This is a genomic window from Achromobacter piechaudii NBRC 102461, assembly GCF_001571245.1.
In the GTDB taxonomy this organism is placed as follows: domain Bacteria; phylum Pseudomonadota; class Gammaproteobacteria; order Burkholderiales; family Burkholderiaceae_B; genus Achromobacter; species Achromobacter piechaudii.
This window is the reverse complement of sequence record NZ_BCTK01000006.1, coordinates 76422-94679: the sequence shown is the minus strand read 5'-3', so window position 1 is coordinate 94679 and position 18258 is coordinate 76422. Positions and strand designations below refer to the sequence as shown.

16 protein-coding genes are annotated in these 18258 nt (G+C 63.1%); 10 read left to right on the top strand and 6 right to left on the bottom strand.

Annotation, left to right across the window (positions count from 1 at the left end; translation table 11 throughout):
• Window positions 1–21: 21 nt before the first annotated feature.
• The 6 genes from API01S_RS12595 to API01S_RS12570 form a co-directional block, all read right to left on the bottom strand.
• On the bottom strand, window positions 22–918 hold the full coding sequence (locus API01S_RS12595; RefSeq protein ID WP_061304683.1) for an amidohydrolase family protein: 897 nt from the start codon (window positions 916–918) through the stop codon (window positions 22–24).
• Window positions 919–1062: 144 nt separating this feature from the next.
• Window positions 1063–1515 (bottom strand): hypothetical protein, encoded by a 453-nt coding sequence (locus tag API01S_RS12590; RefSeq protein WP_006216119.1) that lies wholly within the window; start codon window positions 1513–1515, stop codon window positions 1063–1065.
• Window positions 1516–1580: 65 nt separating this feature from the next.
• Window positions 1581–2477, bottom strand: a complete 897-nt coding sequence (locus API01S_RS12585; RefSeq protein WP_254598439.1) for a glycerophosphodiester phosphodiesterase — start codon at window positions 2475–2477, stop codon at window positions 1581–1583.
• Window positions 2467–4071: a hypothetical protein gene (locus API01S_RS12580; protein ID WP_061304679.1), complete on the bottom strand. Its 1605-nt coding sequence runs from the start codon at window positions 4069–4071 to the stop codon at window positions 2467–2469. The genes API01S_RS12585 and API01S_RS12580 overlap by 11 nt, the downstream gene beginning before the upstream one ends.
• Window position 4072: 1 nt before the next feature.
• On the bottom strand, window positions 4073–4981 hold the full coding sequence (locus API01S_RS12575; RefSeq protein ID WP_061305540.1) for a hypothetical protein: 909 nt from the start codon (window positions 4979–4981) through the stop codon (window positions 4073–4075).
• 94 nt (window positions 4982–5075) lie between these two features.
• Window positions 5076–5537 (bottom strand): hypothetical protein, encoded by a 462-nt coding sequence (locus tag API01S_RS12570; RefSeq protein WP_061304677.1) that lies wholly within the window; start codon window positions 5535–5537, stop codon window positions 5076–5078.
• Window positions 5538–5712: 175 nt separating this feature from the next.
• Here API01S_RS12570 and API01S_RS12565 point away from each other — a divergent pair, with 175 nt between their 5' ends.
• The 10 genes from API01S_RS12565 (at window position 5713) to API01S_RS12515 (ending at window position 18137) form a co-directional block, all read left to right on the top strand.
• Window positions 5713–6300 (top strand): hypothetical protein, encoded by a 588-nt coding sequence (locus tag API01S_RS12565; protein WP_061304676.1) that lies wholly within the window; start codon window positions 5713–5715, stop codon window positions 6298–6300.
• Window positions 6301–6413: 113 nt separating this feature from the next.
• Window positions 6414–7079 (top strand): RNA polymerase sigma factor, encoded by a 666-nt coding sequence (locus tag API01S_RS12560; protein ID WP_061304673.1) that lies wholly within the window; start codon window positions 6414–6416, stop codon window positions 7077–7079.
• Between the two features lie 2 nt (window positions 7080–7081).
• On the top strand, window positions 7082–7690 hold the full coding sequence (locus API01S_RS12555; RefSeq protein ID WP_061304667.1) for an anti-sigma factor: 609 nt from the start codon (window positions 7082–7084) through the stop codon (window positions 7688–7690).
• The gene (locus API01S_RS12550) at window positions 7687–9114 is read left to right on the top strand and encodes a caspase family protein (protein WP_061304665.1); all 1428 of its coding nucleotides are present in this window, start codon (window positions 7687–7689) and stop codon (window positions 9112–9114) included. Before API01S_RS12555 ends, API01S_RS12550 begins: the two co-directional genes overlap by 4 nt.
• A 63-nt stretch (window positions 9115–9177) precedes the next feature.
• Window positions 9178–9561 carry a SecDF P1 head subdomain-containing protein gene (locus tag API01S_RS12545; RefSeq protein WP_006216128.1) on the top strand — a complete coding sequence of 128 codons (384 nt, stop codon included), beginning with the start codon at window positions 9178–9180 and terminating at the stop codon, window positions 9559–9561.
• A gap of 290 nt (window positions 9562–9851) precedes the next feature.
• Window positions 9852–11954, top strand: a complete 2103-nt coding sequence (locus tag API01S_RS12540) for a PhoX family protein (protein WP_061304663.1) — start codon at window positions 9852–9854, stop codon at window positions 11952–11954.
• Window positions 11955–12144: 190 nt separating this feature from the next.
• Window positions 12145–12324, top strand: a complete 180-nt coding sequence (locus API01S_RS12535; RefSeq protein ID WP_006216132.1) for a DUF3606 domain-containing protein — start codon at window positions 12145–12147, stop codon at window positions 12322–12324.
• Between the two features lie 481 nt (window positions 12325–12805).
• Window positions 12806–13786, top strand: a complete 981-nt coding sequence (locus API01S_RS12525; RefSeq protein ID WP_082134353.1) for a tyrosine-type recombinase/integrase — start codon at window positions 12806–12808, stop codon at window positions 13784–13786.
• A gap of 211 nt (window positions 13787–13997) precedes the next feature.
• A complete protein-coding gene (locus API01S_RS12520; RefSeq protein WP_338075850.1) occupies window positions 13998–17054 on the top strand; it encodes a TrlF family AAA-like ATPase in 3057 nt (1018 codons plus the stop codon).
• A gap of 333 nt (window positions 17055–17387) precedes the next feature.
• Window positions 17388–18137, top strand: coding sequence for a hypothetical protein (locus API01S_RS12515; protein WP_006216134.1), 750 nt, complete (start codon window positions 17388–17390; stop codon window positions 18135–18137).
• Window positions 18138–18258: the final 121 nt, after the last annotated feature.

Here is an 18258-nt window from a genome sequence, read left to right as displayed (position 1 = left end):
TGTTGTGCTGATTACGCGCGGCTATCGCAGCGGAGCGAAGCCGTACAGGCGTTCGGGATTGCTGACCAGGATGCGGTGGCGCACGTCCGGGTCCGGCGCCCACAGCGCAAGCTGGTTGCGCAGCCGGCCCGTGTTGACCATGCGGGTTTGGTGGACGTGCGGCCAGTCGCTGCCCCACAGCATGCGGTCGGGCGCCGTGTCGATCAGCGCCTGCGCCCAGGGAGTCACGTCGCTGAAATCGTCGAAGCGTTCGCTGATGCGGTAAGCGCCCGACAGCTTCACCCACCAGCCGTGGTCCTGCACCAGATGCCGCAGCGCCTGAAAGCCCGCGCTGTCCACGCCCTCGGACACGGGCATGTGGCCCATGTGGTCCACCACGCCGGGCACCGGCAGTTTGCGCATGCGCGGCAGCAGCTCGGGCAGTTGACGCGCGTCCATCAGGAACTGCATGTGCCAGCCCAGGCCGGCGATGCGATGCGCCAGGGTTTCCATGGCGTCAAAACCGATACCGCCACCGAACAGCACATTGATGCGCAAGCCGCGCACGCCGGCCGCATGCATGCGTTCCAGCTCCTGGTCGGTGACCTCCGGCGACACGACGCCGATGCCGCGCAAGGTGTCGGGATGACGGCCAAGCACCTCCAGCATGTAGCGATTGTCGGTGCCGTACACGCTGATCTGCACCAGCACGCCGCGCGACATGCCGGTCTTTTGCAGCATGCCCAGGTAGGCGGATTCGGGCGCGGGCGGCGGCGTGTAGGTCCGTTCGGGCACCAGTGGATAGGCTGAGGGATCGGCCGCCACCACGTGCGCGTGCGTATCGCAAGCGCCGGGCGGAATGTCGAAGGTGGCCGCGTCCATGTCGGGCAACGGCGCCAGGCAAAGCGGCGGCTCGTCCGCCAGAGGGGTTGACTGCATGCTTGTCTCCTAGGAAAGAGCCGCTTCTTGGGGCGGCCTGATACGGGGACCTGATACCGACGGCCCGATGCCGGCGGCGAATAGTTTTACGTTGTGGGTTCGACCGAAGCTTGCGTGACGAGGCTTGCGCCACTGCGCGTGGTCTTACAGCGAATACCGGTACTCGCAGTTCAGCGTGGCGGTCAGCGCTGCCGAGGTCTGCACGCCCGTGGCCGAGCGTGGACGGGGCGCCTTCAACTTGGCCTGGAACTTGCCCGCCATGTCGCCGCTGTCGCTGGTCTTTTCCACCGCCATGCTGGAGGGCAGCGCGTAGAGCGTCAGCGCCGCGCCTTGCGACGGCACCAGCAACAGGAACACGGATTGCGGAAAATCGGACACCACATAGCTGCCTTCGGTGCTGCGGTCGTTGAAAGCGACCGTCGCGTCGAAGTAGCTCAGGGTCAGGTCCAGCTCTTCGGAAGACGGCGAAGGGATGACGCCTTTCAAGGCGACCTTGCCGCTATCCGACAGACACGACAACTCGGCCGGCGCCGATCCGGCGTGGGCAGCTCCCGCCATCAGCAGGCAGGACAGGAACAAGATCGCGCGGGCTTGCATGGCGTTTCCTTGCGGCAGGGGAAAGGAAAATCAAGCCGCCAAGTGTATGCCCAAACGCCGGACTTTCAACCGCCCAGCGCCTGGCAAAATGCCTGCGCGTCGCCATCGATGATGACGCCCGATGGAAGATAGCCTTCCCGCTGCCTGGTTGTACGCAATTGTTGCGCCAACGCCGCGTCGCCGCCCACCGCGTAGACGAAGACGCGCACCGACTGGGCGGCCGCGTCGCGCAGCAGGCGCGGGTTGGCGGCCAGCGTCATCGCGTCCACGTGTACGCCGACGGGCGCGCCCACCGTTTTGGCAAGCGTGGCCAGCCATTGCCGGTCGAGCTTGGGCGCGGTGGCGCGCTGCGCGACGTACTTGCCCAGCGGATTTGCACTGACGGATTCCGCATGGCGCGGATCGAACACGATGAGGCCCAGATAGCCTTGCGCGTCGGTGCCGCGCACGCAGCGCAGCGCTTCGGGAAAGGCTGACGTAATCATCCAGTTGCCGTGCGGCAACGTGGCCTTCATGCCCGCGACCAGCTTGCCCACCGGCGCGCAGTCGCGGTAGACGACCTTGAGCTCGGCGTTGAAGGTCTTGGCCGGCTGCGCGGCCGCCACTTGCAGGGCATCGTCCAGGAAAGGCGGCGGCTGCCCGCCGCCCTGCCCCATCAGCTTCGCGCCGCGCCAATCCGCGCTGCTCAGTTGCAGCACGGCGCGGCGTCCCACGCCGCTGACGGTGCGGCCGGTCAGCACATCGTGGTGCAGCACCCAGCGGCCATCTTTCAGCCGCTGCATATCGATTTCCACGCCATCCCACTGGCCCGCATAGGCCGCGCGGATGGACGCCAGCGAATTCTCCGGCAGCGTGGGCGCGCCGCGATGCGCATGCACCTGCATGCCCATGCAGGCTGCGCTGACTGCCGACCAGGGCGTCACGGCGATCAGCGCCGCCGCCATCCAACGCCTAGCTTGCATCGCCGTGGTATCCGTATTTGATGCCGCCCAGCACTCGGGTGCGCACCGCTTCGTTGAAGGGATAGGTGTAGGCCTGGCCCACCACCACCACGTGCGCCACGTTGGCCAGCACGCGGCGGCGCAAGGCTTGCCCAAGGGACTCATCATCCCGCCCGAGTTCGGCCCGCGACATCTGCTGGAACAGCTCGCTTTGGGTCACGTTGTTCTGCATGAACGAAAACGCCGTCCACACGCACACCAGCGTCAGCACCAGCGCCAGCCCCGCCGCGCGCGTGGCGGTCCGTCCGGGCTGCTGGCCCGCAGGCGTGCGCAGCCAGACGATCAGCTTGGCGATCAGGTACAGCAGCTTGGCGAAGTGGCCCACCGCGCCCAGCAGCGAACAGAGCAGCGCGACCGGTGGCACGATGGCCGCGCGGGCCGCGTCCTCGCCCAGCTTCTGATGCTGGCCGCCGCGCTGGAAGTCCACCGCGTTAGCGGAAAAACGCGGCAGCGCTTCGTCGACGGCGCGATCGAGCATGCCGTCGTACAGGCGCTTGAAGCTGGCGGGATCGGTGTAGTTGGCGGCCACGCTCATGCTAGCCGGCACCATCAAGGTCTGGCGCAGCAGCTTCTGCACGCCGGGCCGCGCCACGAAATCTTCGTACGACAGGCCGGGCGGAATGGCGTCGCCTTCCACGTGCACGGTGCGGCTGCGCATGGTCTTCCAATACTGCTGCGCGACCGCCTCGTTGAACGTGTCGCGATCATGCGGCTGCCAGTCGGCCGGCACGGGAATACGCTTGCGCACGTCCTGCGTCACGCGGCCCTGATAGCGCGCCGGCACGCGTTCGGGCGTCCAGCCGCGCCGCGACAGGCTGTTGCGGTAATCCAGCCATGCGCGATCCTGTTCGCGCGCCAGGCCGATGTCGGACGCAACCGGCACGCCCGCGTATTTCTTCCAGCGGTCCGCGACGGATTGCATCACGCTGGTATAGACCTGGTGATAGCCCCGTATGCCCGGCGCGGTCATGCGCACGTCGCGGCCATCGAAGGAAAAGGTCTTCATCTGGCGTTGCAGGTCGCTGCGAATGACCTGCCGCTTCTTGGGCTCGACCTTTTCATCCAGATTGTCGATGTTGGACAGCAGCACCTGGAACACAGCCAGGAACGCCTTGCCCTCGGGCCGCGCGTAAACGCCGTCGTCCACCAGGCCGTCCAGATGCAGATCGCCCTGCACCAGCGAGCGCTGAAGCAGGCCGGCGTTGGTAGCCACGCGGCGAAAGTCCGCATCGCGCGTATCGACCAGTACGTTCACCAGCAGCTTGATGGCGCTGAACACCAGCAGCGCGGTCACGGCGCAGGCCACCGCGATCTTCAGGAACGAAGGCCGGCCGCCCGTGCGCAGGCGGCGCGTCCACAGCACTTGCAGCACCACCAGCGCGGCGGCGATGCCCGACAGCGTGCGGCCGAAAAATTCCAGTTCTTCGATGTCATGCGGCGTGGCGCGGCTGCCCACCACGTCCAGCAGGCGCGCATTGAAACCGAGTTCAAAGCTCAGGTAGACAACGGTCAGGGCGATCAGGACAAGGATCTGGCGAATCTGGGCTTGCCGCACGTCAATCTCTCAGGTCGATACGGGTCGAGGTGATTTCCTCGTCGGGCAGGTCCAGCTTGGCCGGCGTGCGCGACGCGCTGGTACGCGTGGGCGCTGCGCTGGCGGCGGGCGCATCATTGCCGGGCACGCGCTGCGGCGGCGGCGGGACCACGCGGCCACCACTGGAGACCGAAGCGTCGGCGGACTCCGCTTGCATCGCGCCGGTGGCCGGCGCGGGCTTGGACGGCTTGGCGGGCTTGGCCGACCGTCCGGGCTTGGGCTTGGCGGCAGGCGCGGCGGGCGGCGGATAGACGCCGTACTGGCGCAAGGATTCCAGATAGCCCGCGGGATACAAGGATTCGTCCGCGAACGGCTTGGCGCGCGGATTCATGCCGGCGACCGATTTCAGGTCGCCACGGCGCATGCGGCCATCCTGCGTGTAGACGAAGCGTTCAATGACCGAGCCCTTGGGAAAGTCCAGCGTCATCGCGGAGCGATCGTCCTGCACCAGCACGGCGGGTCGGTCGCGGCAGTTGCCCAGCTCCCAGGACAGCACATCGGAGCCTTCGATCGCCAGCACGGTATAGCGGTAATCGCAGTTGCGCCGCTGCGTCTCGATGACGACGACGGTGCGCGACCCGACGTTTTCGGTACGCGCGATGCGCGCCGACTCCAGGTTGTTCAGCGGCACCACGCGCTGGTTGCCGGACAGCTTGACCGAGAAGTTCTTGCCTTCGCGCCGCAACGTGCCGACGCCCCCGTCCTGCAAGGGGAATTGACCGATCTCGGTGCCGAACAAGGCAGCGGTGTCCACGCTGTACACCAGGCCGCCTCGGGAATTGGTCTTGACCGCGCACGCGCTCAACCCTCCCAGCAACAACAGCATGGTCAACAAGCGCAGGGTCAGCGAACGGAATAAGAACAGGTGCATCGAAATCAACGTGGGTCGGGAAACCGGCCCCGCAATGTATCTCAAAGTTACAAGGCAGGGCCAGGCTTGTTTCAATTCCGCTGGCCTTTGGGACTCAGCTTGCCGCGCCCTGCTTGAGCTCCAGCGCGTCCTTGACCAGCTCGCCCGCCGTGTGGCGAATCACGCTGACGCAACGCGCCACGATGCCGCGCAGCAGGGCTTCGGCCGGCAGCGTGTCGGGCGCGGCCACAAAGCATTCCACCGACGCCGTCACACGACCCGGCTTACCCGCACGGTCCAGCGGCAGGCTCAGCTTGACCGCCTTGCAACGATGGTTCACCGCGTTGATGACGTCCAGCAATTGCGCGCGGGTCAGGCCCAGTTCCTCGGCGTCCACGAAGCTGGGGTAAGCCAGACGCAGGAACTCGGGATCGGATTCGCTCAAGCTGAAAAACATGGTGCCCAGATCGGGATGGCGAAACAGCACGTCGCCGTCTTCGTCGATGCGGGCGACCAGGCCCAGTTCTTCTTGCACCACGGTTTGGTACAGGGTGGTCAGGGCGGTGGAATTGGACATGAGGCAATGCTCCGTATGGATGGATGGCGTCGGGAAATCCGCGCCCATGCCTCCTGCTACGCACGGCGGGCAAAAAGGTTCGAAATAAATTCGACAAAAATAAATCGAACTTTTTCGCTCCCCGCGCATAGCCATTGATACAGGCATCACTGCCGCAACCCATAAAGGAATGACCATGCAAGGAAAAGAGCTGCGCGACGTATTGACCCAGGCCAGGACGCACGGGGGCCGCTGGGCCGCCACCGCCGCCGCACGCGTCAACCGGGGCGATGCCGTGGGCGCGCTGCTGTTCCTGTTGGCGACCACCGTGTTCTCGGTACTGACGATGCGCATGATGGGCTCGAACGCCAGCCTGAGTTTCTATGACCTGCTGCGCTTGCAGAACGGCGGCGGCATGCAGGGTTCGATGGGCGGCCAGTCGACGGGCGCGGGCATCTATGCGCTGTTGTGGCTGCTGGCCGTGGTCGGCCCCTTGCTGCCCTCGCTGATGCCGCAACGCGCCGCGCGCCTGGGCTACTTCCTGCCGCTGGCGCTGTGGTTGATCGCGCTGATGGGCGTCATCTCGCAAGTGCGTGAATTGATGGAAGCCACGCGCCAGTTCGCCGGTTTCATGGGCAATTCGCGCGCCAGCCGCAACATGGCAGGCGACATGGCTTCCAGCATCTGGAGCAGCCTGAGCTTCGGCTTCGGCTTTTATCTGTCCTTGGCGATTGTGGTGGGCTTCGCCATTCGCGGCGTGGCCATGCTGCGCCGCCCTGCTTGATTTTCCGCCCTTGCGCGGCTAAGGTGCCGCTGCCCTCGCCATGCAGGGCGGCGGCTTTCCGTGCCGCAGGGCTGACGTTTATTGCGTCCAGTTCGACAACAAGAACCTGAACCATGAACTCGCTCGAACCCAAGCGCTACGTCATCAACAACGTCGACGCTCTGCTGCGCATCATGCATGCGGATCCGCGCTACGCGCTGGAATTCCGCAACAAGGCCGAGCAGCACATCACGCTGAAGCTGCGCAAGAAATTCTTCAACGCCTCGCCCGAGGGCGTCGTGGATGCGTTCAACAACGCGCTGATGAAATTCCTGCAAACACGCACGTTCAAGGACGAAGGGCTGCAGCACGGCCAGCCGCCTGGCGGCTGGGCCGCGCATGAATTGGCGGTCAGCAAGCTGGGCGGCTACCTGTACCGGGGCTCGCTGCACGAGCTGATCCAGATGCATCGGCGCACGCGGCGCGAAGTGCCATGGAATGGTCCGGATGCCGATGCCGCGCAGGACGACAACGTCTTCGACGAGGCGCACGACGTGGGCGACCCGTCGCCCTTCTCGGACCCCGCCAAGGCGTATGAACACCTGTCCGTCGTGCAACGCATGCGCGATTGCCTGAACAAGTTGAGCGACACCTTGCGCGCCACGATGTTCCTGTACCTGGACGAAGTGCCGATGGAACAGATTGCCAAGCAGCAGGATCTGCACGTGCCGACCGTCAAGAGCCGCCTGCATGCCGCGCGCAAGCTGGTGAGCGACTGCACGCGCAAAGGAATGGACTGACCATGTCAGAAGACCGCGTACTGTCTTATCTATCCGGGGAGATGACCCCGGACGAGCATCGCGTATTCGAGGCCGAGCTGGCACGCGACCCCGCGTTGCAGGCCGAGGTCGACGAATGGCGCCTGCTGGCGCAGGCGCGCCAGATCGCCCATAACGAAATCGGCCAGGCCGAGCGTGACACAGAATTCCTGCGCACACTGGCGGAACAAGCCCGCCCCGCGCCTGCCGCGCCGCCCAAGCGCTCGCGCTTGTGGCAATGGCTGTGGCCCACGCCCGCCAGTCCCCTGATGTCATTGGGCTGGGCGCTGGCCATCGCGCTGTCGGTCGTCGTCATGCAGCAAGCGCCAAGCGATTCCGGCATGTCAGACGGCGTGCTGACGCGCGGCGGCGGCGCATGCCCGCGTCTGGTTGTGGACTTGCCCGACACGGTCACGGCCAGGCAGTTGCGCAATGCCCTGTCCCAGTACGCCGTGTCCATCGTGTCCGGCCCGGATGAAGACGGCCGCTTTGTCTTGAGCGCCGCGCGCGAATCATCGCTGCACGACGCCGCCAGGGCGCTGGGCGCGGTGACGGTGGCCCCGGCTGCCGCCGGCGCGTGCGTGACGCCATGAGTGCATCCCCGATCGCCGTGCCCGCGCGCACCCATCGCCACACCCGCCGCCTGCTGGTCACCGCCTTGCTGGGCGCGGGCGTGTTGTCGCTGACCGCCACGGGCCGCGCCAACCCCGCACCCACGCCCCAACCCGCCACCCGCCGTCACGCGCTGGTGATCGGCAATGCCCGCTACGCCGTGCCCGCCAACGTGCTGGCCAACCCCGTCAACGATGCACGCCTGGTCGCCGACACCCTGCGCAAGCGCAACGTCGACGTGACCTTGCTGACCGACCTGACCACCACGCAATTGGAGGCCGCCGTCGATGAATTCGCCACGCGCGCGACCGGCGCGGACCTGGTGCTGGTGTACTTTGCCGGCCATGCGGTGGCGATCGATGACGTCAACTATCTGTTTGGCGTCGAACTGCCGGTGCCGCTGGCCGACGTGCGCATCCGCACCGCGCAGCAAGGCTCATTGAGTTTGAAGCGCGTGTCGCAGGCGCTGCGCCGCGCCCAGGTGCGCGCGCGCCTGCTGGTGCTGGACGCGTGCCGCACCAACCTGACCCGCGGCGTGCCGTCGGCGGGGCTGGTGCACACGGTGCCCGCGGGCGGCGAGCTGATCGCGTTCTCGACCCAGCCCGGCGCCACGGCAGAAGACGGTTTCGGCAACGATGGCCCGCGCCACAGCCCTTATGCCTACTACTTCGCGCAAGGCTTGGCGGACCTGCCCGCGTCGGCGCCCGTCGAAACCTTCTTCAAGCAATTGACGGGCGACGTGCAGGTGGCCACCGCCTACCGCCAGATCCCGCACTACGCCAGCAGCCTGGTCGGCACCGTCACGTTCACGAGCCTGGCGGACGGCCAGACGCCCGCCGTGCCCGGAGGCAAGCCGGGGCAGGCCGGACGCGGTCCGTCGCCCACGCTGGGCCGCGATCTGATCAAGGCGCGCATCAGCGGATGGGAATTCGAAATCGAACGCGGCGCGCAGTTCCTGGACGAACCGCGTCTGGCGGCGCTGCGCGCGCGTGCAGACGCGGGCGACGTGGTGGCGATGACCACCTTGGGCTTGATCGCCGAAAACGGCGATCACGTTGAGCAGGACTACAAGCTTGCCGCTCGCTGGTATCAACGCGCGGCCGACCAGGGCTTCGCGCCCGCGCAGACTTATCTGGGCGAACTGACCGGCATGGGGCGCGGCGTACCCAAGAACTACAACGCGGCCGAACGGCTCTTCCGAGACGCAGCCGAGGCCGGCCACCGCCGCGCGGCGCTTGATCTGCTGGACCTGCGCGTGCGCATGGGCGAGGCGCCGGATCCCAACGAATGGGCCAGGGTGCTGCAAGACGTGGCGCTCAATCCTCCTGGGATACCGCGCGCGGGCATGCCATCCATCCCGGGGATGCCCGAGATGCCGTGGATGCGTGCGCCCAGCCGGCGTTAATCTGCCAGCCACGACCACGACTTCGGCTAGGATATTGGCGTTGTCCAACATAAGGAGTCCGCGATGCCCCTGATGAGACACCTGATCCTGGCCGCCGCCCTGGCGATGCCGCTTGCCGCGCACGCGGAAAGCGTCGCCTTGCAGGCCCAACGCGCCACCGCTTCCGCCGACCCGCACACCGGCGCGCGCGTGGTCGATATCGAACTCAAACCCGACAGCCGCAAGGCCCTGGCCGACTTCACGCGCGACCGCGTCGGCAAGCGCATCCAGCTGCGTTCGAACGGCATCCTGCTGTCGTCGGCCACTTTGAAAAGCCCGCTTGAAGGCGACAGCTTTCGCATCACGGCAGGCGAACACGGCTTTGGCGGCAAGTCGGCCGAGGAAATCGCCCAAGGCATCATGCAAGACGGCGGCTTGACGATCGATGACGAGAACGTCGCCAAGTGAACGGTGCTGAAGTGTTCGCCGGTGAGTCAACAGCACTGAGTGAACGGCACTGAGCGATCAGCGCCAAGTGCACACGGCAACGTGAACGCCGCGTAGTCATCCCTACACGCGGACCCCATCGGGTCCGCGACTTCTTTCCCTGACGGTTCCACAAGCCCACGGCGCGACGTCGATGAGCGCGTGGCGAACCGCCGCGCCCCAAGCATTCAGCCAACTGTCATTAACCTTTCATTTGCGACTTCTAGTATTGCTCGTCCCATTCAGGCACAGCCCCCAAGCCAGGAATCCACATGAGCAAATCCATCTCCGACAAGATCGTCCGCAACCCCAGCCAGAGCAGCCCTTTCAGTGAAATCCTGGAAAAGAACCTGTCGCGCCGCATGGTGATGCGCGGCGGTTTGGCCGCCGCCTTCGCCACGATGACGAGCCTGGGACTGGCCGGCTGTAACAGCAGCGACGATGATGACGACAGCGTCGGCGGCGGCGAGCAGAACCCCACGCCCGAAGTGCCCGGCGGCGGCACCGAGACCCCCACGCCGGCCCCGCTGAAGCTGGGCTTCGATTCGCTGCCCACGTCGATGACGGATGCCTGCGTCGTGCCGCAAGGCTACGTGGCTCACGTGTTCGCGCCCTGGGGCACGCCGCTGAACGACAACGCGCAGCCCTGGGACCAGAACGGCAACAACACGTCCAACGACCTGCTCAATTCCATGGGCATGCATCACGACGGCATGCACTTCTTCCCCATCGAAGGCAGCTCGACCGAAGGCCTGCTGGCCGTCAACCACGAATACATCGACCAGGCCGCGCTGCATCCGAACGGCCCGACGCTGGTAGCGGGCAAGCGCCCGGCCGAAGAAGTGCGCAAGGAAATCAACGCGCACGGCGTCGCCATTCTGCATGTGCGCCGCGAGAACGGCCGCTGGAACGTCGTCAATAACTCGCGCTATAACCGCCGCTTCACCTCGGCCACCGCCATGAAGCTGGCCGGCCCGGTCGGCGGCACGGACTGGGTCAAGACGCCCTTCTCGCCCAACGGCACGCAGGTGCGCGGCACCAACAACAACTGCGGCAACGGCTACACGCCGTGGGGCACCTACATCACCGCCGAAGAAAACTGGGCGGCCTGCTTCGTCAACACGGGCACGCGCCCCGCGCACCAGCGCCGCGTCGGCGTCTCAGCCGGCCCCGCTGGCCGCTACCAATGGGAAACCACCGCGGGCGATGCGTCGGAAGTGCTGGGCGAGTTCGCGCGTTTCAACGTCACGGAAACCGGCCTGGACGCCACCCAGGACTGGCGCAATGAAGTGAACGGCTTCGGCTACCTGGTCGAGATCGATCCCTACGACCCCACCAGCATCGCCACCAAGCGCACCGCGCTGGGCCGCTTTGCGCACGAAGGTTGCGCCTACAGCAAGCCGGAAGCTGGCAAGCCGCTGGCGTTCTACAGCGGCGACGATTCGCGCTTTGAATACATCTACCGCTTCGTCTCCGAGGCCGTGTGGGACCCGAAGGACGCCGAGCGCACCGACCGCCTGGCCGTGGGCGCCAAGTACCTGGACAAGGGCACGCTGTACGTCGCCCGCTTCAATGCGGACGGCACGGGCGAATGGCTGGCGCTGACCGGCTCCACGCCGGGCGTGGGCGGCCGCACGCTGGCCGACGAGTTCGGCACGCAGGACGCCATCCTCATCAACACGCGCGGCGCCGCAGACTTCGTGGGCGCGACCCCGATGGACCGCCCCGAGTGGACCGCCACCCACCCGACCAACGGCGACATCTACCTGACGCTGACGAACAACACGAGCCGCAACGCCGGCACGGGCACCAACCCGGCGAACCCGCGTCTGAACAACGTCAACGGCCACATCATCCGCTGGCACGACGAAGCGGGCTCGACCAAATTCGAATGGGACATCTTCGTGTTCGGTTCGGACGCGGCCGCCGACGCCGACACCAACCGCTCGGGCCTGACCGCGTTGAACCAGCTTGCCAGCCCGGACGGCATCGGCTTCGACACGCGCGGCATCCTGTGGATCCAGACCGACAACGGCATCGACGGCGGCCGCAACAACAACGTGGCGCGCGCCACCAACGACCAGATGCTGGCCGTGATTCCCGGCGCGCTGGCCGACAGCAGCGGCACGGGCCCGGCCATCAACGCGTCCAACCAGGCCGACCTGCGCCGCTTCTTCATCGGCCCCAACGAAGCGGAAGTAACGGGCTTTGCGTTCACGCCCGACTACACCAGCATCTTCTTGAACATCCAGCACCCGGTGAACTGGCCCGCCTACGGCACGGATGACGCGACGGTCGCCACCACCGGCACGGTGCGCCCGCGCTCATCGACGGTGGTGATCCAGCGCGCAGACGGCGGTCCGATCGGTGTGTGATGGCATGGTGTCGCCCAGGCGCTTGTCGGGGCGACGCTGATACGGACGCGCATCGCGCTGCCGCTCTTGAACCCACGTCCGGTGTGCGCACCGGCGTGGGTTTTTTCATTCAGGGACTGGCGGCGGCTTCGGGCAAGCCAGTTCGGGAACAAGTCTTGCTGGTCTGTCAGTTCTTACAAGGAGAATTCGCATGTCAGACGACTTGAAAAACCGTGGACCGCAGGATCGGGCGCGAATCAATGTGAACGAAGCGCACGAATTGCGCTATTGGACCAAGGAATTGGGCGTGACCGAGGCGCAGTTGCGCGAAGCTGTCAAAGCGGTGGGCGTGTCGGCCGCTGCGGTCCGGGAACACCTGGGCAAGCGATAAGTTCAGGGCTGATTGCGGCTGATTGCGGCTGGTCCCGGCTGATTGCGAGTAAATGCTCGCTATAGCAGCGCCCGACGTCCGCACCTATTGTGCGCGGGCAAACGCAAAAAAGCCGGCGTCGCTTTCGCGATTCCGGCTTTTGCTGTTGGTGTCGAGAACACCATCAAGAATTCGACCACAAATCAGTGGTCGGGGCGAGAGGATTCGAACCTCCGACTCCTGCGTCCCGAACGCAGTGGTCTTCGCGGCCCGAGCAAGATCGCCGAGCTTTTGAATCGATACGTCTTTGGCTCCGCCCTGGCCCGATTCCAGGGCGAGATTCCGCAGGCGCTCTGAGCGCCTACGTCCAACGGACCCCGCAGCTATGCGAAAATATCGATTCATGTCAATATGTTATCATCATTTGCCAGATATTTGCGAATGTCGGTCGTTGGTCGTCCCCTACCTTAACGCTTCCTGGGCGTAACGGCCGGCCACTGACATGGACCACAATCTCGCAACAGCTCAGCACCTTTCCGGACCGGCCCATCCGTCGGTCGAGGGCGTGAGTCACTCCGCGCATAGCATCCATGAGGACAGCGGGGTCGATGAAAACCCGACATACGACGCCGTCATGGAGGCCTACCAGGCATCCGGCAAAGACACGGAGCGATTCAGGTACAGCCAGCTCAAGCTGGACCGCTTTTTCAAAGGCCGTCCCCTTCGCAGCTTGCGCCGGGCGACCGTTCAACGGTACATCACCCTGCGAAAGGCAGCCGGCGTGAGCGCGGCGACGATCAACCGCGAACTGGACGATCTGAGCGCCGCGATCAACTGGTACAACTTCCTCCACGAACTGAACCTTCCTAATGCCCTCGTCGGCATGTCTCTCCCAGTGCCGGAGGGAAGGACCCGATGGATCACGCGGAGTGAGGCGCAGCGGATGATTACCGTCGCGCAAGCGATGGCGGCAAGGCCGCATCTTCCCGCTTTCATCCAGTTGGCACTGCACACCGGCTGCCGGCGCAACGAGTTGCTTACGCTCCGTCTGCAGCGTGTCCGTACCGTGGAGGGTCTTATTACTCTCGAAAGCGAAGATACCAAAACCAAGAAGCACCGCGTTATTCCGCTGAATGCGCCGGCACTTGAAGCCCTTGAAACAATGGCGGCGTGGCGTGCGGAACACTGCCCGACTTCGCCTTGGGTGTTCCCTTCCCCAAGGGACCACTCCAAACCCCTGACCACCATTCAGAAAAGCTTTCGGTCCGTTTGCACCAAAGCCAATATCGAGGATTTCAGAATCCATGACCTTCGCCACACGTGCGCGTCGTGGCTGGTCATGGCTGGGGTGCCGCTGTTGGTCGTTCGCGACCTTCTCGGCCACTGCTCGATCGAAATGACCGAGCGATACGCGCACCTGGCCCCAAACCAAGTTCACGACGCCATGCGCCGCCTTGAGGACGCATGGCTACACCAAAACTAGGGACACATAAGCGGTCGGATCATTTCGTCCTCCTGATGCGAAACCCGGCACCGAAGCGCGCCCGTATATTCATCCTTCCCTTTTACGCGCCGCGGTAGACACTGTGGTTGTGGCCAGTCCATTGAACTCTCGGACCAACTCTTCTACCATGACATATCAATAACTCTTCTTTCATCTTGTCAACTATTCCGGGCGTAACGTGACTACGACGATGACGAAGCCGAGCACACCCGAGGGATCTGTGTGGCGGCTGTGGGACTTTCATTGCCATACACCTGCTTCCTACAAGTGGAAAGGCCGAAAGTTGCGTGGCTTAGCTGGTTCAGAGAGGGACCAGCTAATTGCTCAGACTGTCAGTGCAATGAGCAGGGCCGCCCCTGATGTATTCGTAACGATGGACTATTGGACCTTCGACGGGTACCTCACGATCGTCGAGTACGCAAGGGCGCATCCTGAGGCTCTTGCCGGCAAGGTCATCTTTCCGGGGATCGAGTTGCGCGTAGAGAGTTCGCTGAAGCAGCGGTTGAACGTGCACCTGGTGCTTGATCCCGAGGTTTCGCAACAGACTCTCAAGGACGTCTTGGCGGTCCTCAAAATCAATTTAAGGGGTGGCGATCGTTCCTTGAGTGAAGAATGTCTAGTCCAACATTCCCGCGAGCTCGGTGCCGACCGGCTGGCGAGGGGCAGCTTCGACGGCAGGAAGGTAGCCACCGACGACGAGTACGCACTTGAGGTGGGCTGGGAGACCGCTATGGTCACTCAGGAGTCACTGAGAGAAGCCCTGAAAGTGATAGGTGACAAAGGTCTACTCCTGATGCCCTGGGACACGTATGGCGGCCTATCGGACATCGACTGGGTGGCACACTACGCCGAGGTAAGGCGGTTCCGGACGGCTGCGGACATCTTTGAGTGCAAAGATGAGGGAAATCGCTTGGCCTTCCACGGACTCAAGACCAAGCTCAACGAGAAGTACTTCGACAGTTTTTGGGACTCGCTGGACAAAAAGGAACGTCTTTGCGTTCGCGGAACAGACGCGCACAGCTTTTCCGACTATGGCGTCTTTCCGAGCAACATGAAGACGTGGATCAAGTCTGAGCCCACGTTCCAGGGACTGCGCCATGCCATCAAAGAGCCGCTGTTTCGCTCGTACATTGGGGATGTGCCACCCAAAAAGGCATTCGTTGATGCCAACGGGCGCCTCTTCATGCACCGCCTGCAGATCGCTACAAAGCCTGGCGTCAAGACGGACGAGAAGTGGTTTAGCGGTACCGATCTGAAACTGAATCCAGATCTGGTAGCTATCATTGGCAATAAGGGATCTGGCAAGAGTGGTTTGGCTGAGGTACTCGCTCTGGCGGGAAACTCTAAAGCACACGACTTCTTCACCTTCCTCGTGGACGATCGTTTCAAGAGTGGCAGTGGTCATCGTGCAAGCGCCTTCGAAGCGAAGCTGACTTGGCGCAACGGCGACATTGGTCAAGCCACGTTGAATCAGCAGGCCAAGGCCGACCAGCCGGAAAGAGTCAAGTACATCTCGCAAACGTACTTTGAGGATCTTTGCAACGATCACATCACCGGCAAGTCGGATCGCTTCAGCACCGAGATTCGTAAGGTCTTGTTCTCGCACCTGGACCAGGCTGACCGTGGCCGCCACCAGAGCTTGGACGACTACCTCGCGGCCAAAGAGCAGCCAGCGCAGGAGCGGATTGAGGGGCTCCGCCAGACGCTGCATAAGGTCAATGCCCAACTCGCCGAATTGGAGCGTCTTTCGGGCACTGCGCATGAGAATGAGCTTAAGGAGAGACTTGCGTCCAAGAAGCTTGAGCTTGGTGACCTTCTGGCAAAAAGGCCTGCTGAAGTCGTGAAGCCTGTGGACGCCAATGCCACCGCAGCACCAACGACTGAATCTCAACGCCTGGCTGCCATAGCAAAAGAACTCGCCCAGCTGGAGGTGGCTACGACTGCAGCGGATGCCGCACGGCGAGAGCGAGTAGAGCGCAGGACCACGCTATCAAGCGTTGCTCAGCGTGTGTCGGCACTCGAGCGGCAGGCGACCAAGACCAACGAGGAGCTCGTCGCTGAATTGCAGAAAGTCAACGTGACTGTGCAGCACGTGCTGAAGGTTGAGACGCAGCGGGCTGCCATTCAGGACGTTCTTAGCACCACAGAAACCGAGCTTGGACAGTTGGCGATCGAGCAATCGGATCGCGTTGCCAAGCAACAATCTTTAGATGCGGAGCGCACGCTGCTGCAGGAGCAACTCGACCAGCCCAACAAGCTTTACCAAGAATATACGATCCAGCTCACAGCCTGGGACAAGGCTGTTAAGGCTTTGATTGGCACCGCTGACGAAGCCGAGACGATAGCGTTCTACGAGGCCCGACTTGCGGAACTGGCTCAGTTGCCTGGGCGCTGTAAGGTCCTAGAAGATGAACAGGACAAGTTTGTGAAGGAAATTCATGCAGAGCTGATGGCCATCGCGAAGTCGCGCCGGCCGTTGTTCGCCGTCGTGGAAGATCTGGTTGCGGGCGTCCCGGGTGTAGCGACCGAACTCAAGGTGGAATTCCAGAGTGGCCTTTTCTTCGACCGCCAGGCTTTTGTTGAGCGGTTCTTCACACTGGTCAAACAGAACACCGGAGGTTTCCGGGGCGACGATGAGGGTCCAGCAAAGCTCATGGCTCTACTTCGGGGCATCGACTTCGACGACGCCGAGAGCTTGGCCAAGGGGCTCAGAAAGATCCGGGCGGCGATTACCGTTGGTGCGGATTTACCCGGTCCTGCTCTATTGCCAATCCTTCGAACCAAGGTCACAGCAGAACAACTGTATGAGCAGCTTTTCGACCTAAAGCAGGTGGAGGCCAAGTTCTCACTTAGTCTGGCAGGGACGACTATCCAACAGATGTCGCCAGGTCAACGCGGAGCTTTGCTTCTCATTTTCTATCTATTGGTCGATACGGACCCAACGCCGCTCATCCTGGACCAACCGGAAGAGAATCTGGACAACCAGACCGTCTATTCCATGTTGGTCCCCATCATCAAACGCGCCAAGGAGCGCCGCCAAATCGTAATGGTGACCCACAACGCCAATTTGGCGGTGTGCTGCGACGCAGAGCAAATTATCCATGCTGAGTTTGACCGTGGCGACCAGTTTGCACTGGCATACGCATCCGGCGCCATCGAGAGTTCAAAGCTGAATCGCTCGGTCCTGGACGTGCTGGAAGGCACGATCCCGGCGTTCGACAACCGACGGGAGAAGTACTTTCACTGAAGCGAGGAAACGCCTCGGGGAGCAATAGGCTGTCTCCGTAAGAGTCGATTAGCTCCACGCTGCGATGACCGAAGAGAGCGAAACCGCGTGAAGACTGCGTCGAGCGCAGACTCACCATGATCGCCCGATATTGCCACTCCATAAATCCGCTCGCGTGACCGCAGTCCCGCAGATCGGAGCATCGGTTAACGGCCACTCTCGAGTCTCATACCCTCGTTGCCCCAAGGTACTGCACACCGCCGGACTCGCCATGGTCGAGTCGCGATCATCCGCGGCACTGAGTCAGTATCGTTGATGATGCGCATATAGAAAATTTCGGCAGGAAGACACAAGTTGGCCTTATTTACAGACGAATTTCTCGAAGCTCTTGGCGCCTGGCAGAACGGCTGGGGGGAAGACCAAGCGCGCAAGGACATCTTGGCGCTCGCGCTAACGACAGAAGCGGCAAGCCTCCCTCTGAGATATCGAACCGTGTCCGAGCCCTGCTTCAGAAAGCGCTTTATTCACAAGGGCGAAATGGTGGAGATCCTCCTCGATAACTCACGGGACGAAGGGCTCGCAAGTTGGACAACCGACCTGCGTTTCGCCGAACGCATGAAGGGCTTAGTGCGTACGAACGCCGTCGCAGCAGCAATCTTTCAGCACTGCCCTACGGACGCCAACGTAATAGTTAACTTGACCGCGTTGTGGGCCGACCCAGCGTTCACGAACTCTGTCCAAGCCTATTCTGATAGAGGGGGAAGGTTCGCAACAGCACTTCTGAATTTCCGCGACAGTCAGAGCGAGGTAGTTCTGCAAGTTCCACTGCGAGGCAGTGAAATCGTCGCTCTTTCTGGAGCTTCTAGCCCCTTTGACGACCTATGCGATCGCGCCGCAATTCCAGAGCATGATAGAGATAGAGTCTTCAAGCACCTTTTGGAAACTGGCAGCTACCCCGGTGACCCCCAATACATTGGTGCGGAAGCGTCTCAGCGTGTTATCTCTCGGTCAATTCAAAAGGTCTACGAGACGGTGCAAAGTGCGCTTGAGACCTCCAGAGGAATCAGTTCGGACGACGGCAGCCAACAGCCCCCCGCTGCTTAGGTGCCCTTTGCGCGCGTGAGGGTTAGCGTTTGCATCGAAATTTTGCTCGAGCGCTCCACGCCCATCACTGAGCTGTACCCAATTCAAGGGCCGATAGAATTGCTGCTCAAAGTCGAAAGCC